This window comes from Ruegeria sp. ABM4_193, from assembly GCF_056158705.1.
In genome coordinates this window covers 2,190,083-2,215,445 of the sequence record NZ_JBSWTT010000001.1, presented here as the reverse complement: position 1 = coordinate 2,215,445, position 25,363 = coordinate 2,190,083, and the positions used below count along the sequence as shown (strand labels likewise).

The following is a 25,363-nucleotide window of genomic DNA, read 5'->3' as shown; positions in this document are numbered from 1 at the left end:
GACTAGCGCCAAATATGAGCATGCGTTGCGAACGCACCCTGGAGTTTTGAAAGCAATCGATTGATCGGACCTGTCGCAGCGGCGTTTTCCTGTGACAGACGCTCGACTGCTACTTCGACAGGGCAGGCTTGACCGGTAACAGGATCGAAATAGCGGGGATAGTCGATCAGCGTGGCGTGGACCAAACCCAACAATGACGGTCTTGCGCCCCGACGGGCTGGAACGACCCCAAGGTCTGTGGTCAAGCCCCACCCGGCATAGAAAGGTGCGCCAAGGGTTGTCACCTTTACCCTGCGCAACAAAGCTTCGAACCCCAAAAGCGAGGTCATTGTCCAAACTTCCTGAACTTGGGTCAGCAACGCAGCGGGATCCGTGTGGGGTACGACAACGTCTGCCAAGACCGTTGCGTCAATCTTGCCTTCACGCAATCCGGCCTCGACGTCGGGATGTGGCTTGTAGATCAGGATCGCGTTTGGGTTGGCGTCGCGAGCAGCTTGCAGCAAATCCATATTGCTGCGCACTGCGCCTGTGCCCAACAGGATCGAAGCATCATCCTCGACCTGTCCGGGAACCAGGATGCGGTGCCCTTCAGGCAAGGTAGGGGCGGGTTGGCCCGTGTTGTACTTGCTCAATCCCTCAGCCAATAGCCGCTCTAGCAGGCGTTCGGCACGCATCTCCTGATCTGGGCGCAGTGTTTCGCGCAGGCTGATCAGGTCCTCCAACCGGCTGGGTTTTGTGGGGTCGTAATAGATGCCGATTTCGTCCGTGACCAATGACAGTGGAGGCACCAGTTCCGCCCCCAATCCGCGCGACCTGAGGAACCCGTCTTCAACCCGCACCGCTCCTTCGGTGTTTCTTGCCTGACTGGCCCAGACCATATGCGGGCGATCTGAGTGTTCTGGCTGCGCGGATGTGAATCTTAGTTTTCCGTGCCGCCCAAAAATCTGCTGCATGTGTTTGCGTTTCCACAGACGCATGCCCGAGGCAGTCCAGCCTTTATGGTCCTGACGCCAGGCGCGGGTTTGAGCTTCAAGCGTGTCCAGCGCCATCTCCAGATCGCAGATCTCGTCCCGGTATGGATCGTACCATGTGGGGTACAGCAGCATAGCTGCAGCGAAAAGTTGCGCGCGGGTGAGGTTGCGTTGGCGACGCGCAATCGGGTTTTCGTCCTGCGTCAGGCCCCAACCAGCATAGAAGGGTTGACCAAACACAAGCGGTTTGTGCCCGGCCAGGATGGCTTCGAACCCCAGTTGAGAGGACACTGTATAAACGGCGACAGCACCTTCCAACAGTGGCCAAGGGCTGATCGGGGCGTCGAACAGCGAGATCCGATCTGAAAGATCCTGATCGGTGAAATGCCCTTGGCGATGACCCGCCTGCGTTTCCGGATGTGTCTTGATTAGTATCTGTGCGCCAGGGTTTTCTTTTTGCGCGACAAACAGCATTTCAAGGAAACGAGCCCGGTCCGCTCCGCTGGCTGTGACTGCAGCGTCTCCCACCGTTTGATCGACGACCAGTACGTAGCCGGGATCTGGAGGAGCCTCGTCCAGATCAAATGCGGAATATTTGCTGAGGTGCAATTCCTTGATCCGTTCGATTGCTGCGCGCGCGCGATTGAGCAGAGCGGTGTTGTCCAACGGATCGTTGATCAGAATCTTCTCAAGATCGGACGGTCGTGACGCATCGAAATGCAAGCCCGAGCGATCCAGAAGCAGACCCAGCGGCGGTTCGCCTTCGCGTCCGGGATGCAGTGACCTGAGAAGCGCATCTTCGATGCGCAGAACTGGAACTTCGTGCTTTTCGGCGACCCTCAAGCCTCGATGAGCCGTGGGGCTGTTGCCCCAGACGCCCACGCAATCTTCGCTTTGGGGGATGCCCAAACGAATATCAAAGCCAGCCAGAGACAGTATTCTCTTGAGACGCTTTTGCGACAAAAACCCGCCGTTATAGACAAACAACCGGGTGCGACTGGCCCCGGCTGCGTTGTCGGTGTCAGGTATCATGCATCAGTTGCCAGTCAGCGTGGCAACATTCGCAATTGGCGTCAGGCCACCTGCAATAAGCGAGATCGATTTGCTCCACTGTGCGTAGGGCGCTTCAGTCACATAGATCGTGTCATCGTCGCGGATTACGAAGTCGCGCGCGATGAACAGACCGTTGGGTGAGGTCAGGTTCAGCAGGTAAATCATGCGCTGATCACCCTTCAGATCAGCACGGCCTGTGATGCTCCGGGCCACGCTCTCGCGTTCCTTGCGCAGTATGAAGATGCCTGTTGGATCCGACGACAGAGTTAGGAGGCCGCCCACCTGGGCAAGGGCTTCGAGCGCGGACAAGTCCTGGCTTTCAAATGCCACGCGGGATTGGCCGCCAGTGGCGCCGAGGGCGATGTAAGACCTGCTGTCTTCTTCCACGAGGATCCTGTCACCACCGCGCAAGGCTACGTCCAGCTTGGGGTTCCGGTACAAATCTTCGTACCAGACGGTGCCCTTTTGGCCTCCACGGATCAGGGTCACCAGTGCAATGTCAGACGCCACCGAGACGCCACCCGCCTGAGACAACATGCCCAGCAAGGACCGGGTCGGCCGCTCGATTGGATAGATGCCGGGTGCTGCGACTGTGCCGGTCAGCGAGACAGTAGACCCGTCGCCAGCAGCGCGTCGTACTTCGACCTGAGGGTCTGGCGTCTGTTCCTGCAACTTGTTTGTGATCAGAACACGCAGTTGTTCCGGTGTGTTTCCGGCGGCCCGCAAACGACCTGCATAGGGCACAAAGATGAAACCCTCGCTGTCGACCTGCACCTCGTCCAACGCCGTTGCTGCACCCGTTTCGCTGGACAGAAGGCCATCATCAACGTTTTCCCAGATGGTCAAGCTAAGGACGTCGCCGGGTCGCACGGTATCAGCAGTCAACGTCTGGGCGCTGCTAAACGACGAGGAAAAGCCGTATTGCGGGACCGAGGACGTGGCACGGGTTACCCGGTCATCGACCTCGACAACAAATGCATTGCCACCGTTTTGAACGGCTCCGGCCAGAATTTCGGTTTTGTTCGGTCCGGATTTCGGAAGCTGGCACGCCGCCAGAAGGCCGATTGCGGCCACAAGGGAAACCCCCCGCATCCAACGCATAGGAGAGATGTTCACTGCCGAATATCCTCAGTCTTTTTATACTTGGGCGCAGATTAGCGGGTCAGGCGCTCAACTTCCAGTCACAGAGTGGCCGTGTCCTTTAACGATTTTCAACTGTGGCGTCCGGGCCGCGTTCTTGTTGAGGATCGATTGATAGGGGTCGGTGGCCGTCAACATCATATCTGCGGCACGTCGCAAAGCCTGCCGTCGACCACGTCGCGAATAGAACCCGCCGGGCACTTGACTGGTCTCCCGAAGGAACTGTCGGTAACACCTGTAGGCATCGCTGTCCGGGTGCTTGGGGGCCGCGAAAAAGGCAGCGATAGGTTGCTGCGACACAAATTCTGGCTTCTCATAAACCGACCGCCCGAATGTTCGCAGCGGAATGCCACGCCACAGAACCTGCTGACCTGCTGTTGAGTTTACTGTGACGGCCGAGTTCGCATCGTCCAGAAGCTTGGCAAGCTTACCGCCGGGCACATAGTGAATTCTGTCTCGGATGCCATTTCTTCTGGCGCTTTCCATCGCGTGACGGCGCAATGGTTCACGGTGGTTTTCCAGCGGGTGTTCTTTGATGACCAACCTGTGATGGGCTGGTGCGCCTTGCGCGAAGCCTTCGATCACGTGATCCAAAAATTCGCACATACCAGAATAGCCAGAGTGTGCCTGGACTGAGCTGTCATGCCCCAGTTGTAGCAGGGCAAGGTGATAAGGATAACCGCTCCATCTGACATGAGCCGTTGCAATACTGCGGCGCATCCGGTGAAAAGGCATCAAAATCAGGCGTTTGAAGTAAAGTCTGAACTCTTGTGATACGGGCAGTTCCCTATGTCGGCGGAAGTTTTTGTATCGCCCGTTCCGAAACATTACGAACCAATGATAGAGGGCGCCGTAGAAGATATGCTGCCGCATATCCCCCCAATGTGAGGGCGGCGGAGGCGATTTGCTGTCCGCGACTTCCAAAGCCTGCTGCATTTGCTGGGCATCCAGGGACATGAGCCGAGAGTTCCCGTTTGACCCGTTGCGCTCATAAGTGATCCACCATGGGCGCAGATAGCCCTCCTCGAACACATGAACGATAATGCCGCGCGCCTGCGCAATTTGGACTGCCTGAGCGTGGACCGGGCGGGTGTCCCCGTACAGGACGATATCGGTAACGCCCTTATCCTCCATGATCCGGCAAAGGGTATCAGGCCAGTTTTCTTGTCGTTCAAGGAATGGTAAAAAGCTTGCCTTTTCGAACCAGAATGCCTGATCACCGGCATTGAACCCAACGCGCCAGACCTGAGCCCCAGCGGCGCGCAGCATTTTTCCCAGCGCCGAGAAAAACGGCCCATGTGGTCCCTGCAGAAACAGGAATACGCGATCTTTTGGATCTAAGGGCGTATGCTGCATATGGACTGCTCGTTTGGTTTTATTGTCGAAACTATGCCCGTTTGGGCGAGGCACGGCAAGGCAGGGCTTGCTCGCGCGGTCTGATAGGCTTACCTCGGCGGTGATAGACACGTACAGCGTAGGGACTGAGGGTTAACGGAATGTTTACAGGGATCGTAACCGACATGGGCACCGTCACCGAATTGGAGCAGAAGGGAGACCTGCGCGCCCGGATCAAAACAGCCTATGACACGTCCGGTATTGATATCGGGGCTTCGATTGCCAGTGATGGCGTGTGCCTGACCGTGATCGCACTGGGGGACGATTGGTATGATGTTCAGATCAGCGCCGAAACTGTGTCGAAAACCAACCTGGATACGTGGACTGTTGGCAAACGCGTCAATCTTGAACGTGCGCTGAAGGTCGGCGACGAGTTGGGTGGCCATATCGTGTCCGGTCACGTGGACGGGGTGGCCGAGGTTGTTGCCGTCGAAGATGAAGGCGACAGCACCCGTGTGACTCTGCGTGCGCCCAAAGACTTGGCGCGGTTTATCGCCCCAAAAGGATCGGTTGCGCTGAACGGAACCTCTCTGACGGTCAACGATGTGAATGATTGCGATTTTGGTATCAACTTCATTCCGCACACCAAAGAGGTGACCACCTGGGGCGACGTTCATGTAGGTGATCGTGTCAACCTTGAGATCGATACGCTGGCCCGCTACGTCGCGCGTTTGGCCGAGATGTCCTGATACGTCGCGTCGCGCCCGATCTGCGCCGTTTGCAGGCTGGCCTTTGGGGTCTGAGTGGTCTATGCCGCCGTGCAAACATGCCATCTGAAAGGCTGCCCCATGAGCTTTGAAACCCCAGGACCGGTCGAGGCCCAGCTGCGCGACGCGATCAGCCCGATCGAAGACATCATCGAAGAAGCGCGTGCCGGCCGGATGTATATCCTCGTCGACCACGAAGATCGTGAGAATGAAGGTGATCTGGTCATTGCCGCTGAATTCGCCGATGCCGAGGCAATCAACTTCATGGCGACCCATGGGCGCGGCCTGATCTGTCTGCCGATGACAGCCGAACGCGTGGATGCGCTGGGGCTGCCGATGATGGCCGTCAACAACTCGTCCCGGCACGAGACGGCCTTCACCGTATCGATTGAAGCGCGCGAAGGCGTCAGCACTGGAATTTCCGCTGCTGATCGTGCGCTGACCGTGGCCACCGCGATCAATGAGCAGAACACAATGGCGCATATCGCGACGCCCGGCCATATCTTCCCATTGCGGGCCAAGCGGGGTGGGGTGCTAGTGCGCGCGGGCCATACAGAGGCAGCCGTTGATATCTCGCGTCTGGCAGGGTTGAACCCGTCCGGCGTAATCTGCGAGATCATGAAGCCCGACGGCACCATGGCGCGTCTGCCTGACCTGGTTGAGTTTGCGCAAGAGCACAACATGAAGATCGGCACGATCAGCGACCTGATCAGCTATCGTTCGCGCAACGACAATCTGGTGGTGGAAACATCGCGTCAGACTGTTACGTCTGAGTATGGCGGCGAATGGGAAATGCGGATTTTCACGGACCAGACTCATGGCATCGAACATGTCGTGATGATCAAAGGCGACATCGCCACGCCCGAACCGGTTCTGACCCGCACGCACGCGCTGCACGAAGCGCCGGATATCCTGGGCCTCGGGCCGAAATCTTCGCGCGAGTTGCCCCGTGCGATGGAAAAGATCGCCGAAGAAGGGCGCGGTGTCGTCTGCCTGTTCCGGCAACCTCGCAACTCGCTTTATGCCATCGATGATGATGGCCCACGCACTATCAAGCAAACTGGTCTGGGCGCGCAGATCCTGTCCAAGATGGGCATTCAAGAGCTGGTGCTGCTGACCGACTCGCCTGAAACCGTGTATTTGGGGCTCGACGCGTTTGGCCTGTCCATCGTGGGCACCCGTTCGATCCTGAAGGAAGACTGATTATGGCTGAACAAGACAAACACGGCATTCTGACGACACCCAGTTTCGACAAGCCGGTGAAGCTGTTGATCGTGGCGGCCCCGTTCTATCGCGCGATTGCCGACAACCTGATCGCCGGAGCCAAGGCCGAGATCGAAGCGGCCGGCGGTACCTGCGAGGTGGTTGAGGTTCCGGGCGCGCTGGAGATCCCGACCGCCATCGCGATGGCCGATCGCCAGTGCAATTTCGACGGCTATGTCGCGCTGGGCTGCGTCATTCGTGGCGAGACCACGCATTATGAGACCGTCTGCAACGACTCGAGCCGCGCGATCCAATTGATGGGGCTGCAAGGGCTGTGCATCGGCAATGGCATCCTGACGGTTGAGAATGACGAACAGGCCGAAGTCCGCGCCAATCCAGAAAAGATGAATAAAGGTGGCGGGGCGGCCGCTGCGGCCTTGCATCTGATCGCACTCAGCCGTAAGTGGGGCTCTTCCAAAAAGGGCGTCGGATTCAAGCCGCCGTCCGAGTCCATCCTTGTGGCGGGCGACAACAACGGACCCACGACAGCATGACCCAGACAGACGCGCCAAAGCCGGCCAACCAGAAACGCCTGATGAAATCCGCCGCCCGGCTTTATGCTGTGCAGGCGCTGTTCCAGATGGAGCAGTCGGGCCAGACGACGGAAGCCGTCGTGAATGAGTTTCTGGATCACCGTTTTGGCGCCGTCTATGAGGGTGAAGAAATGCTGGATGGCGATATCAGCGTCTTCCGATCGCTGGTCGACAACGCGGTGAACTATCAGGCGCCGATCGATCAGATGACCGACCGCGCTCTGGTTGCCAAATGGCCGATTGCGCGCATTGACCCGACATTGCGTGCCTTGTTCCGCGCAGCTGGGGCAGAGCTGACCCAAAGCGATACGCCGCCCAAGGTGGTCATCACTGAATTCGTCGACGTTGCGCGCGCTTTCTTCCCCGAAGGCAAAGAGCCTAAATTCGTCAACGCCGTTCTGGATCACATGGCACGTGAGGCTCAGCCCGAGGCGTTCTGACGCCTTTACCGTCGCCCTCTAAGCGCTAGACTTCTGATATCAGCGCAAGGAGAGATGCGATGCCGAAACTGATCCGTCTGTATATCACGCAAGTCGCTTGGGGTTTTGTCATCTCGGCGGTGTTTGTCGGCGTACTATTGGCGCTGAACGTGGCGAACCTGCGCCACCTGATCACCGGCTCGGAAATCGGCCTGATCGCGCTGGTCATGATCTGGTTCATGAATGGCATCGTCTTTGCCGGGGTGCAATTTGCCTACAAGATCATGAGCATGGCAGAAAAGCCCGGTGGTCCACGGCGTGGATCGCCTGTCGTGCACAGCTTCAAGCCTGCACTCGCCAAGCAGGAAGCCCGCGCAGAGCGCTGAAATTCAAGGAAAATTGCGGCGGGACCACCAGTCAACCGTGCGGTGTGATTCCCGAGGACCTGTATGTACAGGTGGGCGCCAGGTAATCAGGCCAGGACCTGAACAGAGCCAGCCCCCTCGGAATTGCTTAAGGCCACCAGAATGCTACCTGTCACAAGAAGGGCAGAACCCGCCACGCGTTTAACTAGGGTGTCTGGCGGGTTCGCACAAGGGGTCAGGCATCAACAGTTTCGTGCAATGCCACGCGCATCTTGCCAAAGTGTTCGTCCCACCCTTTGTCCAAGGCCAGGATCAGTTCGAAGGCATCGGCACCCTGCGGCAAGCCTTCGTGCAGCAGATCAAGACGCGTACCACCGGCCACAGGCTCCAAGGTCCATTTCACGGTGCTTACAGCATCGCCCATAGGTTTCACTGTGAACGTGTATTCAAGATATTTGGGAGGCTTAGCGACGCGAACTTCGCCCCAGATCAGCAAGTCGCCGCTTGTGGTGCCAAACATCTCAAGCTTTTGACCTTCGACCAACGGCCGTTCCGGTTTGTGAAACCATTCCGCCAAATGGCCAGGGTCTGTAAGATAAGCCCATACGGTTTCCGGTTCGGCCCTGAGGAATATTGATTTCTTCAATACAGAATCGGTCATTTTGATTTCCTTTCAACAGCTTCCTTGAGAGAGTTGAGGCGGTCGTCCCAGAACTGGTCAAAATAGCTGAGCCAATCCAGAACAGGGGCCATCCCCAGTGGTTCAAGTCGATTAATGCGTTCCCGACCGCGCACTTCGACCGAGATCAAGCCACCGTCAGAAAGAACAGTCAGGTGTTTCTTGACCGCAGCTCGGGTCATGTCGAACCGGTCGGTCAATTGCCCGATTGTCATGTCCTGAACTGCAAGCAGTTGCACGATGTCCCTGCGGGTTGGATCAGCCAGCGCACGAAACGCGTTTTGAGTTTGGTTTTCCATAAGCACCCTCAAATGAGATACCATTTGGTATCATATTAATGCGGTACCAAAAGGTATCATGTCAAGCCTGAAGGCGCGCTTTACTTTTGTTCACTAATTGTTCACATTTGAGAAATGGTTTTGGATTTGCAGCCTGGACAGAAACTGGCGCGAGGTGTCGCGCGACACCTTGCGACGCATGGTTTTGTATCTGTTGAGGAATTTGTCCCGGCACGCGGCTTGCGCGTCGATGTGATGGGGTTAGGCCCCAAGGGTGAGCTTTGGGTGATCGAATGCAAATCCAGCCGGGCCGATTATCAGTCAGATTCGAAATGGCAGGGCTATTTGGAGTGGTGTGATCGGTTTTTCTGGGCCGTCGATACTGATTTTCCGGTTGAACTGCTGCCCGCAGAAACCGGTTTGATCATCGCCGACGCATATGACGCAGAAATTGTGCGCATGTCGCCTGAGGACAAACTGGCTCCGGCACGGCGGAAGAAAATGATTCAGAAGTTTGCAACAGATGCGGCACGCCGTCTGCACGCGTTGCGCGATCCGCGGCTTTAGCGTCAGCCTTTGACGGCCAGAGCGGCTTGGACAGCCGCGCGGATTTCATCGGCGATTTCTTCGGCTTCTTCCGGGTCGAAATCCATCGGAATTTCCACGCCGTCAGCTTCGATGAACAAGCGCACCATACCCTGATCGGTTGGGCCGATTTGCAGATTCGCCTGAATGTCGCGTTCGGTGTTGATGCCCATCTGTGCCTCCGAGACTGAGCATTCCTGCTAGCGCGCACGGGGTTGAGAATCAAGTCACCTTTGCGGTCAGATAAATCATGGATGATGTCATACTCAGAACCTTTCAACCTGACGACGCCGCCTGGCTGGTCGAACAGCACGGTACGCTCTATGCGCGCGATGAAGGATTTGACGACAGTTTTGGGCCGTTGGTTGCACGTATCCTTGACGAGTTCATCGCATCCCACGATCCCACCCGCGAAAAGGGGTGGATTGCAGAGCAGGGCAGGCAACGGCTGGGCAGCATTTTTTGTGTAGGCCTGGATCAGCACACGGCAAAACTGCGCTTGTTTCTGCTTGTCCCCGAGGCTCGTGGTCATGGGGTTGGGAAACGGCTGCTGGAAGCCTGTACAGGCTTTGCAAGGGACGCAGGGTATCAGGAAATGGTTCTGTGGACCCATGAAAGCCACAAGGCGGCATGTGCGCTTTACAAGGCTTTTGGGTGGGAACTGACAGACAGCAAACCGGTGCATTCCTTTGGGGTCGATCTTGTCGAACAAAGCTGGAAATTTCGGCTTTAATCCTCTTGCATTCCCCCGGCGCGTTCGGTACATCGCCCCTCACGAGTGCCGCCTTAGCTCAGTTGGTTAGAGCGCTGGATTGTGGATCCAGAGGTCCCCTGTTCAAGCCAGGGAGGCGGTACCACTTCTCTCAAAACAGGTTTGTTTTCACGCGACTGCGCGTGTTACGCCATTGGAATGGCCTTGAAAGTCGATGCGATGCGCGCGCTGAAGATCAGCGCGCGAGGTTCAGTTTGAAGCGCATCTTGGTTTGTCTGGCAGCTGGAAGATGTCGGTTCAAGCGCTTGTTGATCATGCCAAAACCCCAGACGATCACCAGTGTCAGCAGAATGAAATAGAACGCCAGAATCGGATATGGAACGAACGGGTTGAACGTCTTGTCGGCAAAGTAGCTGGCGTAATACAGCGCATCTCCGCGTTGTTGCCAGGCTGGGAAGGCCGAGAAGAAAACCAGCGTTGTGGCGTGGAACAGAAAGATCGCCTCGTTCGTATAAGCTGGCCATGCCAGGCGCAGCATAGTGGGCCAGACGATCCGGCGGAAACGGGCCCAACCGGTCATGCCGTAAGCATCAGCAGCTTCGATGTCGCCTTTGGGAATGGATCTGAGCGCACCATAGAAAATCTCGCCCGAATAGGCAGCGGTGTTCAGGAAGAGCACGATCAGCGCCCCCAGCCAGGCCGAGGTGAACGCGTCAAACATGGGGTAGGATTTCTTCAGCGACAGGAAGAAGAAGTAGGCAAAAAAGAACTGGATAAACAAGGGCGAGCCACGGAACAGGAAGATGAACCATTCCGAAGGTTTGCGCAGCCACTTGTTCGTCGAGGCTTTGCCGACGGCCAGGGCGGTGGCCAGAAAGAAACCGGTCGCCAGTGCCATGATCCCGAAATACACATTCCAGATCATACCTGACCCGATCAGAGTAAACTGCTCGCACAGGGTGAAATCGTTCTTGGGCAGCAGGCGCTCGCCAATGCCAAGAGAACGGAGGCCATAGTCCTGAATGGTCTGCAAGCAGCTCATGCCGTGGTCTCCTTGCGTAGCAGTTCACCGCCCGAGGTGGCTTGTCCGTGCGACAGCTTGCGCATCAGTTTTTCCAATCCAATCTCGGATACACGGGTCATACCCAAATAGAAAATCAGCAGGAACAGGAAGTACCACATGCGCCAGTCGCCGTGGGGATATTGTGTGAATCTGGAGGTCTTGGTGCCACCAAGCTCGCGCGCCCAATAAACGATATCCTCGATCCCCAGCAGGAACAGAAGCGGCGTCGCCTTGATCAGTACCATCCACAGGTTCGACAGGCCGGGCAGGGCATAGACCCACATCTGCGGCACAAGGATGCGCCAGAAAGTCTGACGACGGGTCATGCCATAAGCTTCGGCTGTTTCCAGTTGTGCGTGCGGTACTGCCCGCATGCCGCCAAACAGAACGTTTGCGGCAAAGGCTCCGAAAACGATTGAGAAAGTGATGATTGCCAGAAAGAACCCATAAGTTTCATGCACCCATTCCGGCGCTGTCCCTAATGGCAGTTTGGCCGCCTGACACACGATGAAGTCATTTCCCTGACGAATCGGGTCGGTCCATTCGGGGCACAGGATTTTATGCCGCGTCCATTCGAACGCCTGATCCAGGGCAATGACAAAGAACAGGAAGAATGCGATGTCGGGGACGCCGCGCACAATGGCGATGTACCCTTTTCCCAGCCAGCTTAGTGGTGGGAAATGCGACCGGGCTGCCATTGCACCCATAAAGCCAAACGCCAACGCAACAGGCGCAGTCACGGCCAGCAATCCCAATACTTTGAGGAAAGATAAGTAGAAGGACCAGTGGACACCGTTGGTCAGGTAACAAGAAAACCAACGGAATGTTCCGAGCGTGTCTGGATCAGCGCAAAAGGAAAACATGTAGCGTCTTTCGAACGTCGTGCCCGCGTTTCTGACGGGCCAGGTTCGGCGCGACAAACGCGCCGAACCGCTTGATACGGATTAGTTTGTAACGACCGAACCGTCAGCGTTGTAGGTCGGCACGCCTTCGCCGAACCACTTGACGATCAGTTCGTTCAGCGAACCGTCTGCTTTCATCGACGTGATTGCTTCGTCGAACTTACCACGCAGTTCGCCATCCAATTCACGGATGCCCAGGCCAATACCGCCGCCCAGAGGCACGTCATCGCCTACGAAAACCAGCTCACCGGCCGACTCCTCAACGATCGGCACCAGGAAGTCCTTGTCAGCAAAGACCGCGTCGGCTTCACCGTTACGTACGGCTGCGATGGTTTCTTCCGGGGTTGCGAATTCAACCAAAGTCGCGCCGGATTCGGCTACGTGACCGGCCTGAATGGTTGCGGTTTGCGCGGCGACGATACCACCGGCAACATCAACGCCTTCCGCTGCACCGACGTAGGCCGAAGCCGCAGGCGGGAAGTAGTTCTGGGTGAAATCGATAACCTCGTCACGCTCGTCGGTGATCGACATGCCAGCGATGATGGTGTCGTAGTTGCCCGACACCAGGTTCGGAATGATCGAATCCCAGTCGTTCTTAACCCACTCACACTCCAGGTTTGCGCGTTTGCACAGCTCGTCGCCGACCTCACGCTCGAAACCGTCGATCTCACCGGCGTCGTTGATGAAGTTATACGGAGGGTAGGCGCCCTCGGTGCCCATGCGGACGGTGTCGGCCATGGCGATACCGGCAGTCAGCGCCAGTGCTGCGGTGGACAGAATCAGGTTTTTCATTGGTTACTCCCCAGTTTGGTTCTGTATTTGAAGTTAAGCCGCCTGAGTGGCGGAGAGAAAGCCCCGAAGCCGTTCGGATTCGGGTGACGTAAAGATATCTTCGGGCGTGCCTTCTTCCTCGATCAGGCCCTGGTGCAGAAACACCACGTGGCTTGAGATGTCGGCGGCCATTTTCATGTCGTGGGTCACGATGATCATGGTGCGCCCTTCGGCGGCCAGATCCTTAATCACCTTGATGACCTCTTGTTCAAGTTCGGGATCCAGTGCCGAGGTTGGTTCGTCGAACAGCAGCGCCTCGGGTTCCATACACAGACCACGCGCAATGGCAGCACGCTGTTGCTGACCACCGGACAATTGGGCCGGGTAGACATCGCATTTGTCACCAATGCCCACTTTGTCCAGGTACTTTCGTGCGCTGTCTTCCACTTCGGCCCGGTCACGGCCCAAAACGGTCACTGGGGCCTCCATCACATTTTGTAGGATGGTCATATGCGCCCAAAGATTGAATTGCTGAAACACCATCGACAGATTGGTGCGAATGCGCATGACTTGCTTGGGGTCCGCCGGACGGCGCGAATGGCCTTCACCAGACCATTTGACTGGTTCACCCTTGAAAAGAATTTCACCCTGCTGACTGTCTTCCAAAAGGTTGCAGCAGCGCAGCAGCGTCGATTTTCCGGATCCCGATGATCCGATCAGCGAGACCACGTCGCCCCGATGAGCCGTGATATCCACCCCTTTCAACACCTCGAGATTGCCGAAGCTTTTGTGAAGGTTTTTGATTTCGATGACGGGAGCGGTTTCTGTCACGGGCAGTCCAGTGGTTGGTGGTGTTGGTGCGGTACTAGGACCGAAAAAATAGGTCAATGCAATGCGCAAATGACAGAATCAAGACCTCAAACGCCCAAAATGACCAAAAGCATTCGACAATTTGGTCAGCTGTTCGAAAGTAAGGCGTTTGGGGTCGGTGGGTTGGGAACAGACAGGTAATCGGACGCCGGAATGTCCACCAGGCCCCGCAGGTACAGCTGTTGTCGATCCGTGTCCTCTAGGCCTTCAATGGCAGCGCGTACGGCATGCGCGATTTGCGCAGCGTTTTGCCCTTGTGCGGCAATGTAGGGCAATGTTGGTGTCGGCGCGGTCCTCGTCACCTCTTGCACGCGGTCATTCTGGTCGGTGTGATCTTGCAGTAGGCGCCATGTCAGCGCATCCAAAGCGGCAAAATCGGCTTTGCCTTCAGCCACGGCTTGCGCCGAAAGCGCATGGCCACCTGTTTCCAATGCAAATGTAGGACGAAGATTCATCCGCGCCAAATGCGTGATTGGGGCCGCCCAACCGGACTGAGACAGGGCCTCGTTATAGGCAAAGGTCCCGTTCGCCAGATCTGGCAGATCGCGGGCGTCATCCCGACGTTTGACAAAAACCGAGCAGTAATGGCCAACCGGACAATCGGGCAGGCCATAATCTGGCGTTCCAACCAATTGCACATGACCATGTAGTCGGGTTCGATACGGCATCCCACAGGTCTGAGCCAATATCAGATTCGGGTCCTGCCAGACCTCCCACATGTCCTGATCTCGGGTCAGGTGATCCGGGCCGAAACCCAGATGATTGCGTATCAGATCCCAGAACCGGTCATTTGCAGCTTGAAGCGCAGGCATGTCGTACATGCCAAGCATTGCAATCACGATTTTGCAGCCCTTTGGCGCGCCAAGGCCGAATCCACGTCGCTTACACCCAACAGGCTGACCACGAGACGCAGCAGAGAATCTTCTTCGCCAGTGCGATGACCGTCAGCAAGCGCTACGGACCACAGGGCCTGTACCACGGCCAGCCGGTCCTCATAGTCGACAGCCTCTTTGATGGCACGGGTAAAGCGGACCGTGTCGGGGGCTTCGGCCTCCAAATCCTCGGCCTGCGCGCGCAATGCAGCGCTTTCGAACGGGGACAGGCCAAAGCGTTCCGCCGAAATGCGGTCGATCCGCGCCATCTCGGTATCGGAATAATCATTGTCGGAACGGGCCAGACGCACCAGCAGGGCCGTCAGGGCAAGGCGGGCGTCGTCTTCGACAAGCGGGTCGGGCTGAGGCTGCGTGAGCCTGGAAAGAAAGTCACTGAACATGGGTTAGATATAGCGAGCGCCTAACTCACATCCAAGCGGCTTTGAACGCGTTCACGTGCGGCTTTACTGTCGTTGAAGCTCAACCCCATGGCGACGCGGGCTTCTTCGACGATTTTCATTTCGCCTTCATCCGTGCTGCCATCAGCCAGGACAACTTCCCAAAGCGCATCCAGCGCGGCCAGACGTTCCTTCAAGTCGGTCGTTTCGCGGATCAGCTTGCCAAAGGTATCCGTTTCCGGCGCAGCTGCGTGAAGCTTTTCGCAAGTCGCACGCACTTTAGCGGCTTCAATCGCGTTATGCTGGTAAAGGCGGGCCAGAATCTTGTCGATCAAACTGATCTCTTCCAGTTTGTAGTCCCGGTCCGCCTGCGCCACACGCACCATGAGCGCGCCCAGGGCAAGCTCGGCATCCGGATCGGGCAGGTGTTTATGTTGAGGCGGTCTGAGCGCCTGAAAGAACTTTTTCAACATAAGGTCAGGTTATTCCATATTTTGTGGTCCGCCAAGCGAAGACTACCTGCCATAGCCCTGAATGATCACAAGATTGCCGATCGACAGCAGGCCGCCATGAACTTGCATTCATCGTTTGATGCGTTCAACCAAGAGATGAGGGAAATACTGACCGAAGGCAATGCCATCCCACCAACGGCGCTTAGCCTTCATAGTTCAAAGCCGCCTGCGCCTGCTCGGTCAGCCATTTGATCATCTGACGATAGGGCACAGGCCCGTAACTGACACGAGCAACGCCCAGTTCAGCCAGCTTGGACGTAGCAGGCGTGCCGGGCAGGGCGATGATGTTGACCGGCAAGTTAGTTGCTTCGCACAAACGACCAATCAAAGCTTCGTCTTTCAGGCCCGGTGCAAAAAAGCCGCTGGCACCGGCCGCTTCATAGGACGCAGCCCGCGTGATGGTTTCTTCCAGCATTGCCTCGCTGTGGGTCTCTGCAGGAGCTTTGAGAAAGATATCGGTGCGCGCATTGACATAAGCGGGGATGCCCGTGCTGTCGCACGCCTCTCGCATGGCTTCGACGCGCTTGGCCTGAACCGCCACATCATAAAGCCCCGCGCCACCAATAATCTGATCTTCGAAGTTGAAACCAACCACACCGCAATCCAGAGCGCGTTTCACGTTTTCTGAAATACCCTGCGCGTCTTCGGCATAAGCGCCTTCGAAATCCAGTGTCACCGGCAGATCGACTGCTGCCACAATGCGGCGAGCGTTGTCCAAGGCAGCCTCAAGCGGGATGTTCTGTCCGTCGCTGAACCCCTGAGCCATGGCAACCGGGGCGCTGCCAGTTGCAATTGCCTGCGCACCGGCATCCCGAACCGCACCGGCGCTGCCTGCGTCCCAGATGTTGAAAAGGATGACCGGATCGCCCTTTTTGTGAAGGCTGGTGAAGGTTTTCGCGTTCTGGATCTGGTCGGCCATCGGAACTCTCCTGTTGTAACGTGACCAACAGTTAACGTTACGATGTCCGACCGAGTAGGTTTTTTTGCTTTGATACGTCACTTTGAGGTGACGGGCCCTGCATCGCTCAATTCCTATCGGACTGAGCTATGCGGGTGATTTGCGGCAAGCCGAATGTAAGCGGTCTATGCCTCGTCCGCTGCCCCAGATACGAATTTCGCACTGAAATTGGCTTCGCCCAGACGCTTCAGCAAGCTCAGTTGAGTGTCCAGCCAGTCCTTGTGACCTTCCTCTTCCAACAAAATGCGTTCGAACAGCGTGCGTGAACCGACATCGCCGACTTCAGCTGCCTGCAGCGCGGCTTGGGTATAGAAATCGACAGCTTCGGTTTCGTCTTTCAGATCGGCAGAGAACATCTCTTCCAAAGAACCTGCTGCCGCCGGGCTTTTCTGAAACGAAAGCTCGGGCACGCCACCCAGAAACAGGATGCGCTCGATAAACGCGTCAGAGTGGCCCAACTCTTCCTGCATTTCGCCCCGCATCTTTTCGGCCAGAATATCAAGGCCCCAGTCTTCTAGCACATGGGCGTGCAGCTGATACTGATGCGCCGCCGTCAGCTCCATATGCAGTGCTTGTTGAAGGTTGGTGATCGTTGTTGCGTTGCTCATCGGAAATCTCCTGAATCTCTGAACTGTATCCAAGGCGCGAAGCAGAAACTTCGCATCCTCATACAGTTAAGAGGTCAGCCCCCACAAAACAACGTGGGGGTGACAGACCGACACAGCGGGGGGTTACACCAGACGCGAGGTGTCTTTTGCAGCGCGCACAAAATCGCGGAACAGTGGGTGCGGGTCAAAGGGCTTGGACTTCAGTTCCGGATGGTATTGAACGCCAATGAACCAGGGATGATCTGACCATTCCACGATTTCGGGCAAACGACCGTCCGGCGACATGCCTGAAAAGTTTAGTCCCGCCTTCTCAAGCTGTTCGCGATACTTGATATCAACCTCATAGCGGTGACGGTGGCGTTCCTCGATCTGTGTGCCGCCATAGACGCCGGCAACTTTGGATCCTTCGGCCAGAACTGCGTTGTACGCGCCCAACCGCATGGTGCCGCCTTTGTCGTCGCCGACTTTGCGTTCAACCTTGTGGTTGCCCTGTACCCACTCTTTCAGGTGGTAAACGACTGGCTCGAAACGTTTCTTCCCTGCCTCGTGGTCGAATTCCTCTGAACCCGCCTCGGTGATGCCAGCAGCATTCCGCGCCGCTTCGATCACCGCCATCTGCATGCCCAAACAAATGCCCAGATAGGGGACCTTGTGTTCGCGCGCATACTGAGCAGCCTTGATCTTGCCTTCGGTGCCGCGTTCGCCAAATCCGCCGGGGACAAGGATCGCGTGGAAGCCTTCCAGATGCGGGGCTGCGTCTTCTGTGTCGAACACCTCGGCATCAACCCACTCGATTTTCACCTTAACCCGGTTGGCCATGCCACCATGGGTCAGCGCCTCGGCGATCGACTTATAGGCATCCTCAAGCTGAGTGTATTTGCCGACGATGGCAACTTTGACCTCCCCTTCGGCATTGTGGATGCGGTCGCTGACGTCTTCCCACTTGGCCAAATCCGGTTTCGGGGCAGGGCTGATCTGGAACGCGTCCAGCACCGCCTGATCCAGACCTTCCCGGTGATAGGCCAGCGGTGCATCATAGATGGTGCTCAGGTCCTGAGCTGCAATCACGCTGTCGGGGCGGACATTACAGAACAGCGCCAGTTTCTCGCGTTCTTTGGTCGGAATCGGACCTTCGGACCGGCAGACCAGAATATCGGGTGCCAGACCGATCGACCGCAGCTCTTTCACCGAGTGCTGAGTCGGCTTGGTTTTCAACTCACCAGACGCTTTGATGTAGGGCAGCAATGTGAGGTGCATAAAGATACACTGGCCGCGCGGCTTGTCTTGGCTGAACTGACGGATGGCTTCAAAAAAGGGCAGGCCCTCGATGTCACCGACGGTTCCGCCGATCTCACACAGCATAAAATCGACCTCATCCTCGCCGATGGCGATGAAATCCTTGATCTCATTGGTGACGTGCGGGATGACCTGAATGGTTTTGCCAAGGTAATCGCCACGGCGCTCTTTCTCGAGCACATTCGAATAAATCCGCCCCGAACTGACCGAGTTGGTTTTCCGCGCTGCTACGCCGGTGAAGCGTTCATAGTGGCCAAGGTCCAGATCGGTTTCGGCCCCATCGTCGGTGACAAAAACCTCGCCGTGTTCAAAAGGCGACATCGTGCCGGGGTCGACATTCAGATAGGGGTCCAGCTTGCGCAGGCGAACGGAGTACCCCCGCGCTTGCAGCAGCGATCCCAAAGCCGCCGAAGCCAGTCCTTTGCCCAAGGACGAAACCACACCACCAGTGATGAAAATAAAACGCGCCATAGTTTTTCGGCTGCTCCCGTGAGACGTCAAAATCAGCTGCCCGACGGTTCCGAAAAACCGCTGCATCACGGGACTTCACGTATAAAGGATTCGCGCCAAAAGCGCAAGAGAACCGCAAGATGCTGTTGCAGTCCTCTTTCAGGTTTCTAGGTTTTGTGGATCAGTCCGCTTGCGGGATCAGTGGCGCGTTGTCGCCCTGTGCCGGTGGCAGAAGATCATCTGCCGACGGAATCGCCGGAGTGCTTTCTTCGGTGGAAGCCGGAGCCGGAACGCCCAGACGGTCGATCACCGAACTGCCCGAGGATTTCTGAGCCGCGAGGATGGTCAGTGTAATCGAGGTCACGATAAAGCAGGCCGCCAGGATCCAGGTCAGCTTGCCCAAGGCGGTTGCCGCTGCGCGACCCGTCATGGCGCCGCCACCGCCGCCGCCCATGCCCAGGCCACCGCCTTCGGACCGCTGCATCAGAACAACGGCAATCAGGCCCAAGGCCAACAGAAGGTGGATGATGAGAACGACGTTTTCCATGGTGGTCCTGTACAGCGTGGCGTGTATCGCGTGGTACTTATGCAAGTTTGTCCGCGGGGGCAAGTCAGGAGTTCACATCACCACACGTGATACATCATATCACGGCAACGGGACTGGACAGAACACCAATGCGTGACGCAGGCTGCGCCTTATGCCACATGACGACCACGACCACCCGCACGCATTGTTACCACCGGAACCCGCTTTGCGCGTCAAGGCGCTGGAAACGATTCTGACCCGTAAAGGGCTGATCGATCCGGCTGCGTTGGATGAAATCATCGACACGTATCAAAACAAGATTGGCCCGCAAAATGGCGCGCGGGTTGTTGCCAAAGCATGGAACGATCCTGTGTTTAAGGCGGCTTTATTGGAAGATGCCACACCCGTTGTGGCGGATCTTGGTTATTACGGTCGGCAAGGCGAGCACATGGTTGTGGTTGAGAACTCACCCGACCAGCACAACATGGTCGTCTGCACCTTGTGCAGTTGCTACCCGTGGCCATTGCTGGGTATCCCGCCCGGCTGGTATAAGTCCGACGCCTACCGTGCCCGCGCCGTGCGCGAACCGCGTAAAGTGCTAGCCGAATTCGGCGTCACTCTGCCCGAGGGTACATCTGTGAGGGTATGGGATTCGACCGCCGAGATTCGCTACCTCGTTCTGCCCATGCGACCTGAAGGCACAGACGGGATGAGCGAAGACGAACTTGCCGCGCTGGTGACACGCGACAGCATGATCGGTACCGGCCTTCCCATGGTGTCCTCATGACCCGCGTTCATGACATGGGCGGCCGTTTTGGAGATGGCCCGATTAATCCAGAAGCAGAGGGCGCGCCGGTTTTTGCCGAAGAGTGGCATGCTCGGGCATTGGCGGTGACTCTTGCCGCAGGGTTTCTGGGGCAGTGGAACATCGATGTGTCGCGACATGCGCGCGAGCGGCTGTCTCCAAAAGACTACGCGCAATTTTCATATTACGAAAAATGGATCTCCGGCCTGGCCGACCTACTGGTTGAAAAAGGTGTTCTCAGTTTGGATGACCTGCGGGGTGGCGGTGAGGAGGGAGCACACCCGCTGACCGAGGAAGTGCTTAAAGCCGAAGCTGTTTCTGCTGCTTTGGCCAAAGGTGGACCAGCGGACAGACCGTCGAACGTCGCGGTGCTGTACTTTGTTGGGCAAGAAGTCATCACGAGTCGACCTGCTGCAAACCGGCTTGTGGATGGGGGTCATACGCGTTTGCCGATCTACGCATCTGGCGCCAAGGGGCAAATCCTGCGTTTGCATGGGACGCACGTTTTTCCCGACGCAAACGCCCATGGTTTGGGCGAAGCCCCTGAACCGCTATACGCAGTGGCCTTCCCGGCGTCTGAACTGTGGATCAACCCAGAACATCCCAAAGACGAAGTGGTGCTGGATTTGTGGCAAAGCTATCTGGTTCCGGCATGAGCGAATGCGTCATCCATACGGCCCCGGAACCTGTCTTTGCCGAACCCTGGCACGCTCAGGTCTTTGCTGTCACCGTTGCGCTGAACGAGGCTGGTCGGTTCGGTTGGTCCGACTGGGCGACTCGGTTTTCGAATACACTCAAGCGTCATGGCCTTGCGCGGGAGCTGGATGGTGGCGACGACTATTTTCACGCTTGGTTGGAAACACTTGAGGACATGCTCGCCGAGCAGGGGGCTGCTCTGCCGCAGGATGTGTCTGACCTGCACCGGGCGTGGGAAGAGGCTTATCTGACGACACCCCACGGGCATCCGGTGCATTTGCGTTGACCATTGATCGGGGGCTCTGCCCCCGCCGCCCGTTCCGGGCGACTCCCCCGAGGTATTTCTAGCCAGATGAAGCGGGGGATCCGTCTTCATCTGGCCCCAAATACCTCTGCCGGATGCATCGCGCATTTGCGCGATTTCAATCTGCGGCGAAATATCGGTTTCCCTGCCGTTTGTGCCCGGCTATATGAGCCGAGTTTGATTACTCAGCACGAAAAGGACCGGATATGGCCAACGTGGTTGTTGTCGGCGCTCAATGGGGCGACGAAGGAAAAGGCAAGATTGTCGACTGGCTCAGCGAACGGGCGGACGTGATCGCGCGTTTTCAGGGCGGGCATAATGCCGGTCATACGCTGGTGATCGATGGTGAGGTCTACAAGTTGAATGCCCTTCCGTCGGGGGTTGTGCGCGGCGGTAAACTGAGTGTCATTGGCAACGGTGTCGTATTGGACCCCTGGCATCTGGTAAACGAGATTGCCTCGATCCGTCAGCAGGGCGTTGAGATCACGCCCGAGACATTGATGATTGCCGAGAATACGCCATTGATCCTGCCAATCCATGGTGAACTGGACCGTGCGCGTGAAGAAGCAGCCAGTAAAGGCACAAAGATCGGAACCACCGGTCGCGGGATTGGCCCTGCCTATGAAGACAAGGTCGGGCGCCGTTCGGTCCGTGTGGCTGACCTGGCGGATGAGGCAACGCTTGAGGCCCGGGTGGATCGTGCGTTGCAGCACCATGATCCGTTGCGCAAAGGTCTGGGCATTGAGCCTGTCGACAGGGACGCCCTGATCGCACAACTAAAAGAGATCGCGCAGGAAATCCTTCCCTTTGCCGCTCCGGTCTGGAAAGTGCTGAACGAAAAACGCAAGGCGGGCAAACGCATTTTGTTCGAAGGGGCGCAAGGTGCTCTGTTGGACATCGATTTCGGAACCTATCCATTTGTGACCTCGTCCAATGTGATCGCCGGGCAGGCCGCCACTGGTGTGGGAATCGGGCCTGGCTCGGTTGATTTTGTTCTGGGGATCGTCAAGGCCTACACCACCCGCGTCGGCGAAGGTCCGTTCCCAACAGAGCTGGACGACGACGACGGCCATCGCCTTGGAACCCGGGGTCACGAATTTGGAACGGTGACAGGCCGCAAACGTCGCTGCGGCTGGTTCGACGCCTGTCTGGTGCGCCAGACCTGCGCGACCAGCGGCGTGAACGGCATCTCTCTGACAAAGCTGGATGTTTTGGATGGGTTTGAAACGCTGAAAATCTGCACCGGATATGAGCTGGATGGCGAACGGCTGGACTATCTGCCCACCGCGGCCGATCAACAAGCACGGTGCACCCCCATTTATGAAGAAATGCCGGGGTGGAGCGAATCGACGGAAGGCGCGCGCAGCTGGGCCGATCTGCCAGCTAACGCGATCAAATACGTACGTCGTGTGGAAGAACTGATTGAATGCCCAGTGGCGCTTTTGTCCACCAGCCCGGAGCGGGACGACACCATTTTGGTGACAGACCCGTTTGCTGACTGATGGCCGAAGAAAAGAAACCGGGACTGAGTTACAAGGCGCGTCGGCGGTGGTCTCTGGTGATCCTTGTTATTGGCTTGCCGCTTTACATTGTGGCGGTGGTCACAGTTGTAAACTGGCTGGATCGCCCTCCGATCTGGGTCGAACTTCTGGTCTATGTCGTACTTGGCGTTCTTTGGGCTTTGCCGTTCAAGTTCGTTTTTCGCGGCGTCGGGAAAGAAGACCCGGATCAGTCCTGAGCATCTTGAGAAGCCTGTGTCTGGTTTGGCCAACTGAGAATTGCGCGTGCAAACGCGCGGTACTCACTTGTGATTTCTTTGGCCATGCTGAAAGGGGTGGGCCATGGGGTGGTCAGGGTCGCCTCGACTTGACCCGGTACAAGGGTTAGCTCTGCATTGTGCTTTGCGGCCAGGCGTCTCATTTTCTGATTGGTCGCAAGGCATAACATATGGACTTCTCTGATCCCTCGGTTTTGAGCGATCGTAATAAGTCGGGATAGCAAAGCATCTCCAATCCCCTGATCTTGCCAAGCTTTTTCAACAGTAAATGCCGCTTCGGCGACATGGTATTTGTGGTCAGGTATCAGACGTAATTCTCCCACGCCGCGTAGACAAGAATCCGGGAAAGCTCCGAAAACAAATGCTGCGTCGGCAAACATATTGGACAGGTAGTCTTGCACCCCCTGCGGCTGAACAGGTGTGCCAAAGCGCGAAAGCAATACGTCCTCATCCAAGCTGTTGAAATGGCTTGAAATTAATGCGTGATCATGTCTTCGAAGTCGGCGAATTACGATGTCTTGCATAGCACTGCCTCAGTCTGAAACGGATCTCGTGACGAGAGTTTTACCGTGAGACTATACCATAATTCTGCGCTGCAGCATAAACCGTTTTGACGCGCTGCCTGAATAACGGTGCACCTTGCAAAGTTGAGTTCGCAAAAAAAAGGGCCGGGATTTACCCGGCCCTGCTTGTCTATAGGCGCGTCAGTCAGCCCACTGCGCGTTCATCATCCGGGCGGAAGCCGATCAGATTGGAGGCCGCAAAACGGCCACCGCCGGCTTTCTCGATTTTGCCGTCGCGCAGCAACTGACCGAATGAACGCAGGCTTTCTTCGCGATTGAACTCATCCTGCTTCAAAGAGCGGACTTTGTTCATCAGTTGCGGGCGCGAGAACTGTTCCTGACCTTCAATAAAGGACAGATAAGCTGCGGCCGCTTCCAGAAGGTCAGGCAGTGATTGAGCGCCCTGATCCTGTGCAAACTGGGCAAAGCCGCCTTCTTCCGAACCGCTGTCTTCCATTTCAGTGGTGACGCGACGGGGCATCACGGGGCCGGTCGGTTCGCTCTGATCGTCAACGCGCTGTTCAGCCACCAGTTTTAGCGGGGCCGGAGCATCTGCTTCCGGACGCGCACTGGTCACCTTCACTTCGGGGCGGCGGGGGCTGACCACAAATTCCAAGTCGCCACGGTATTCGTCGGCCTTTGCGGATGCAGTGTCTGCGTCATCCAGCTCTGCCTCGGTCGCAGCGACAGCTGTACGCAGGTGCGAATAGGTTTCGCGCGCATCGCTACTGGACGGATCATCCATATGTTCGCCGGTTTTGGCCATCAAACGCTGGACATCCTGATCCGGATCGGCGTCATCCGCCAGTTTTTGGCCAGAACGCTCAGAGAACTCTGACTCGATCTCGGAAATCTCGCTCAGCAGGTTCTCTTCATATTCGGCCGTCAACAAACCATGGGTTTGATCGTCCTGTGAGTCCTGGGATGCTTCATCCGAAGTTTCAATCGCCACGTCCTCTACATTCAGGATGTTCGGAACGTCCTCTTCTTCGACCTCGTCTGCTACGTCATCTTCCAGATCCGCGAAAAGCGGTTCGGCAGGAAGTTGCTGCATTTCGGGGGCGTCTTCGAGGCTGTCGACCTGCACGTGCTCGGGGGTCATGGGCACGTGCAGGTTGTCAGCGTCACTCGTTGGGGCTTCTGTTTCGACGGTTTCGACGGTTTCGACGGTTTCGACGGTTTCGACGGTTTCGACTTCGTCTTTGTCTTCAGTCTCTTGTGCCTCCGCCGTTACATCGACGGTCAAGTCGTCTGTTTCTTCGGGCTCGAACTCTTCCACAGCAGGTGCCAGTGATTCTTCGGCCACTGGAGCAGCGGGCTTTTCAAAGTCTTCAGCGCTCAGCGCACCGGCCTCAAAAGCTGCGGCGACTGCGTCCACCTGGGGGGTGGAGCCTGCCAGCAAAGATGTGTCTTCATCTTCGGAGTAAGCTGAAGGGGGAACGTCCGAATGAGAGACGACCGCGCGAATACGCTGCAGCTTAGACGCGATGCTGTCAGCTGCCGGAGGAGGAGTATCTTTGACGGGTTCCACCTCGGAAAACGCGGTTGGTGTCGGCTGTTGGTGAGTAGGCGCGGGTGCAACAGGCGGAGCGGCGGTGTGCGAAACCGGTTCTTGGTACGTGGCTTCGGGTGTCTGCGTGGCGCGCAGCAGCAGTCCGGATTCGTTCTGGCTCGCTTCCACCCGCTGCGACGCATCGCGCCGGGCAATGCGGGTCAGCATTTCGGCATCAGGTTGAGGGGGTTCAGAGCCGAAATAGCGGTCATCCGCAGCGAGGTCACGAAAATACTCGGCGATGGCTTTCATCGTCTCAAAGGAATCGTCAAATCCTTCCAAAGTGCAGGAGAAGGTTCCATAAGAAACGGTCAATACCTTGTTATTCTGTACCATCAGA

At 56.9% G+C, this 25,363-nt stretch carries 31 protein-coding genes and 1 tRNA gene; 13 read left to right on the top strand and 19 right to left on the bottom strand.

What is annotated here, in order from left to right:
- Positions 1-2: 2 nt before the first annotated feature.
- From ACXADZ_RS11075 to ACXADZ_RS11065, 3 genes are read right to left on the bottom strand one after another with little or no spacing between them, the layout of a single operon-like run.
- Entirely contained in the window at positions 3-2,003 is a 2,001-nt protein-coding gene (locus ACXADZ_RS11075; protein WP_475196310.1) for a capsular polysaccharide biosynthesis protein, read from the bottom strand.
- A gap of 3 nt (positions 2,004-2,006) precedes the next feature.
- A complete protein-coding gene (locus ACXADZ_RS11070; RefSeq protein ID WP_475196307.1) occupies positions 2,007-3,140 on the bottom strand; it encodes a polysaccharide biosynthesis/export family protein in 1,134 nt (377 codons plus the stop codon).
- Between the two features lie 54 nt (positions 3,141-3,194).
- Positions 3,195-4,520 (bottom strand): capsule biosynthesis protein, encoded by a 1,326-nt coding sequence (locus tag ACXADZ_RS11065; RefSeq protein WP_475196304.1) that lies wholly within the window; start codon positions 4,518-4,520, stop codon positions 3,195-3,197.
- A gap of 140 nt (positions 4,521-4,660) precedes the next feature.
- Here ACXADZ_RS11065 and ACXADZ_RS11060 point away from each other — a divergent pair, with 140 nt between their 5' ends.
- The 5 genes from ACXADZ_RS11060 (at position 4,661) to ACXADZ_RS11040 (ending at position 7,867) form a co-directional block, all read left to right on the top strand.
- Positions 4,661-5,248, top strand: a complete 588-nt coding sequence (locus ACXADZ_RS11060; RefSeq protein WP_171089247.1) for a riboflavin synthase — start codon at positions 4,661-4,663, stop codon at positions 5,246-5,248.
- A gap of 99 nt (positions 5,249-5,347) precedes the next feature.
- Positions 5,348-6,469, top strand: coding sequence for a 3,4-dihydroxy-2-butanone-4-phosphate synthase (gene ribB, locus ACXADZ_RS11055; RefSeq protein WP_171182626.1), 1,122 nt, complete (start codon positions 5,348-5,350; stop codon positions 6,467-6,469).
- 2 nt (positions 6,470-6,471) lie between these two features.
- On the top strand, positions 6,472-7,023 hold the full coding sequence (locus ACXADZ_RS11050; protein ID WP_475196300.1) for a 6,7-dimethyl-8-ribityllumazine synthase: 552 nt from the start codon (positions 6,472-6,474) through the stop codon (positions 7,021-7,023).
- On the top strand, positions 7,020-7,502 hold the full coding sequence (gene nusB / locus ACXADZ_RS11045; protein ID WP_171089254.1) for a transcription antitermination factor NusB: 483 nt from the start codon (positions 7,020-7,022) through the stop codon (positions 7,500-7,502). Before ACXADZ_RS11050 ends, nusB begins: the two co-directional genes overlap by 4 nt.
- Before the next feature lie 59 nt (positions 7,503-7,561).
- A complete protein-coding gene (locus ACXADZ_RS11040; protein WP_171089256.1) occupies positions 7,562-7,867 on the top strand; it encodes a hypothetical protein in 306 nt (101 codons plus the stop codon).
- Positions 7,868-8,081: 214 nt separating this feature from the next.
- On the opposite strand, the gene ACXADZ_RS11035 is transcribed toward ACXADZ_RS11040, so the two are convergent.
- On the bottom strand, positions 8,082-8,507 hold the full coding sequence (locus tag ACXADZ_RS11035) for an SRPBCC family protein (RefSeq protein WP_171182631.1): 426 nt from the start codon (positions 8,505-8,507) through the stop codon (positions 8,082-8,084).
- The gene (locus ACXADZ_RS11030; RefSeq protein ID WP_171174839.1) at positions 8,504-8,824 is read right to left on the bottom strand and encodes an ArsR/SmtB family transcription factor; all 321 of its coding nucleotides are present in this window, start codon (positions 8,822-8,824) and stop codon (positions 8,504-8,506) included. Before ACXADZ_RS11030 ends, ACXADZ_RS11035 begins: the two co-directional genes overlap by 4 nt.
- 114 nt (positions 8,825-8,938) lie before the next feature.
- Between ACXADZ_RS11030 and ACXADZ_RS11025 the strand changes: the two genes are divergently transcribed.
- On the top strand, positions 8,939-9,370 hold the full coding sequence (locus tag ACXADZ_RS11025) for an MmcB family DNA repair protein (RefSeq protein ID WP_475196298.1): 432 nt from the start codon (positions 8,939-8,941) through the stop codon (positions 9,368-9,370).
- A gap of 2 nt (positions 9,371-9,372) precedes the next feature.
- Here the strand turns inward: ACXADZ_RS11025 and ACXADZ_RS11020 are convergent, their stop codons facing one another.
- A complete protein-coding gene (locus tag ACXADZ_RS11020; protein WP_171089264.1) occupies positions 9,373-9,561 on the bottom strand; it encodes a DUF6324 family protein in 189 nt (62 codons plus the stop codon).
- 77 nt (positions 9,562-9,638) lie between these two features.
- Here ACXADZ_RS11020 and ACXADZ_RS11015 point away from each other — a divergent pair, with 77 nt between their 5' ends.
- Positions 9,639-10,121 (top strand): N-acetyltransferase family protein, encoded by a 483-nt coding sequence (locus tag ACXADZ_RS11015; protein ID WP_475196295.1) that lies wholly within the window; start codon positions 9,639-9,641, stop codon positions 10,119-10,121.
- 47 nt (positions 10,122-10,168) lie between these two features.
- Positions 10,169-10,245, top strand: a tRNA-His gene (locus ACXADZ_RS11010).
- Between the two features lie 90 nt (positions 10,246-10,335).
- On the opposite strand, the gene ACXADZ_RS11005 is transcribed toward ACXADZ_RS11010, so the two are convergent.
- From ACXADZ_RS11005 to secG, 11 genes are all read right to left on the bottom strand, one after another.
- Positions 10,336-11,142 carry an ABC transporter permease gene (locus tag ACXADZ_RS11005; protein WP_171619349.1) on the bottom strand — a complete coding sequence of 269 codons (807 nt, stop codon included), beginning with the start codon at positions 11,140-11,142 and terminating at the stop codon, positions 10,336-10,338.
- The gene (locus ACXADZ_RS11000; RefSeq protein WP_171089270.1) at positions 11,139-12,026 is read right to left on the bottom strand and encodes an ABC transporter permease; all 888 of its coding nucleotides are present in this window, start codon (positions 12,024-12,026) and stop codon (positions 11,139-11,141) included. Before ACXADZ_RS11000 ends, ACXADZ_RS11005 begins: the two co-directional genes overlap by 4 nt.
- 81 nt (positions 12,027-12,107) lie before the next feature.
- Positions 12,108-12,857: a transporter substrate-binding domain-containing protein gene (locus ACXADZ_RS10995; RefSeq protein WP_475196291.1), complete on the bottom strand. Its 750-nt coding sequence runs from the start codon at positions 12,855-12,857 to the stop codon at positions 12,108-12,110.
- 33 nt (positions 12,858-12,890) lie between these two features.
- The gene (locus tag ACXADZ_RS10990) at positions 12,891-13,667 is read right to left on the bottom strand and encodes an ABC transporter ATP-binding protein (RefSeq protein ID WP_475196288.1); all 777 of its coding nucleotides are present in this window, start codon (positions 13,665-13,667) and stop codon (positions 12,891-12,893) included.
- 125 nt (positions 13,668-13,792) lie between these two features.
- Positions 13,793-14,545: a phosphate/phosphite/phosphonate ABC transporter substrate-binding protein gene (locus ACXADZ_RS10985; protein WP_475196286.1), complete on the bottom strand. Its 753-nt coding sequence runs from the start codon at positions 14,543-14,545 to the stop codon at positions 13,793-13,795.
- The gene (locus ACXADZ_RS10980) at positions 14,542-14,979 is read right to left on the bottom strand and encodes a tellurite resistance TerB family protein (RefSeq protein WP_475196283.1); all 438 of its coding nucleotides are present in this window, start codon (positions 14,977-14,979) and stop codon (positions 14,542-14,544) included. Before ACXADZ_RS10980 ends, ACXADZ_RS10985 begins: the two co-directional genes overlap by 4 nt.
- A 20-nt stretch (positions 14,980-14,999) precedes the next feature.
- Positions 15,000-15,449 (bottom strand): tellurite resistance TerB family protein, encoded by a 450-nt coding sequence (locus ACXADZ_RS10975; protein WP_171089280.1) that lies wholly within the window; start codon positions 15,447-15,449, stop codon positions 15,000-15,002.
- A 181-nt stretch (positions 15,450-15,630) separates the two neighbouring features.
- The gene (locus ACXADZ_RS10970) at positions 15,631-16,407 is read right to left on the bottom strand and encodes an isocitrate lyase/PEP mutase family protein (RefSeq protein WP_475196279.1); all 777 of its coding nucleotides are present in this window, start codon (positions 16,405-16,407) and stop codon (positions 15,631-15,633) included.
- 164 nt (positions 16,408-16,571) lie between these two features.
- On the bottom strand, positions 16,572-17,054 hold the full coding sequence (locus tag ACXADZ_RS10965; protein ID WP_171089284.1) for a bacterioferritin: 483 nt from the start codon (positions 17,052-17,054) through the stop codon (positions 16,572-16,574).
- 123 nt (positions 17,055-17,177) lie between these two features.
- Positions 17,178-18,821 (bottom strand): CTP synthase, encoded by a 1,644-nt coding sequence (locus ACXADZ_RS10960; protein WP_475196275.1) that lies wholly within the window; start codon positions 18,819-18,821, stop codon positions 17,178-17,180.
- Between the two features lie 160 nt (positions 18,822-18,981).
- Positions 18,982-19,347: a preprotein translocase subunit SecG gene (gene secG, locus ACXADZ_RS10955; RefSeq protein ID WP_171174800.1), complete on the bottom strand. Its 366-nt coding sequence runs from the start codon at positions 19,345-19,347 to the stop codon at positions 18,982-18,984.
- A gap of 151 nt (positions 19,348-19,498) precedes the next feature.
- Between secG and nthA the strand changes: the two genes are divergently transcribed.
- The 5 genes from nthA to ACXADZ_RS10930 all read left to right on the top strand — a co-directional run bounded on the left by nthA (position 19,499) and on the right by ACXADZ_RS10930 (position 22,869).
- Positions 19,499-20,113 (top strand): nitrile hydratase subunit alpha, encoded by a 615-nt coding sequence (gene nthA, locus ACXADZ_RS10950; RefSeq protein ID WP_475196272.1) that lies wholly within the window; start codon positions 19,499-19,501, stop codon positions 20,111-20,113.
- Complete coding sequence (nthB, locus tag ACXADZ_RS10945; protein WP_475196269.1) at positions 20,110-20,787, top strand: nitrile hydratase subunit beta; 678 nt, start codon at positions 20,110-20,112, stop codon at positions 20,785-20,787. Before nthA ends, nthB begins: the two co-directional genes overlap by 4 nt.
- Positions 20,784-21,113 (top strand): nitrile hydratase accessory protein, encoded by a 330-nt coding sequence (locus ACXADZ_RS10940; protein WP_475196266.1) that lies wholly within the window; start codon positions 20,784-20,786, stop codon positions 21,111-21,113. Before nthB ends, ACXADZ_RS10940 begins: the two co-directional genes overlap by 4 nt.
- Before the next feature lie 224 nt (positions 21,114-21,337).
- Positions 21,338-22,633 carry an adenylosuccinate synthase gene (locus ACXADZ_RS10935; protein WP_171669627.1) on the top strand — a complete coding sequence of 432 codons (1,296 nt, stop codon included), beginning with the start codon at positions 21,338-21,340 and terminating at the stop codon, positions 22,631-22,633.
- The gene (locus tag ACXADZ_RS10930) at positions 22,633-22,869 is read left to right on the top strand and encodes a DUF2842 domain-containing protein (RefSeq protein ID WP_171089298.1); all 237 of its coding nucleotides are present in this window, start codon (positions 22,633-22,635) and stop codon (positions 22,867-22,869) included. The genes ACXADZ_RS10935 and ACXADZ_RS10930 overlap by 1 nt, the downstream gene beginning before the upstream one ends.
- Here ACXADZ_RS10930 and ACXADZ_RS10925 read toward each other — a convergent pair.
- A complete protein-coding gene (locus ACXADZ_RS10925) occupies positions 22,860-23,432 on the bottom strand; it encodes an N-acetyltransferase family protein (protein ID WP_475196261.1) in 573 nt (190 codons plus the stop codon). The two genes, ACXADZ_RS10930 and ACXADZ_RS10925, sit on opposite strands and share 10 nt — an antisense overlap.
- Before the next feature lie 184 nt (positions 23,433-23,616).
- Positions 23,617-25,359, bottom strand: a complete 1,743-nt coding sequence (locus ACXADZ_RS10920; protein WP_475196259.1) for a hypothetical protein — start codon at positions 25,357-25,359, stop codon at positions 23,617-23,619.
- Positions 25,360-25,363 lie beyond the last annotated feature (4 nt).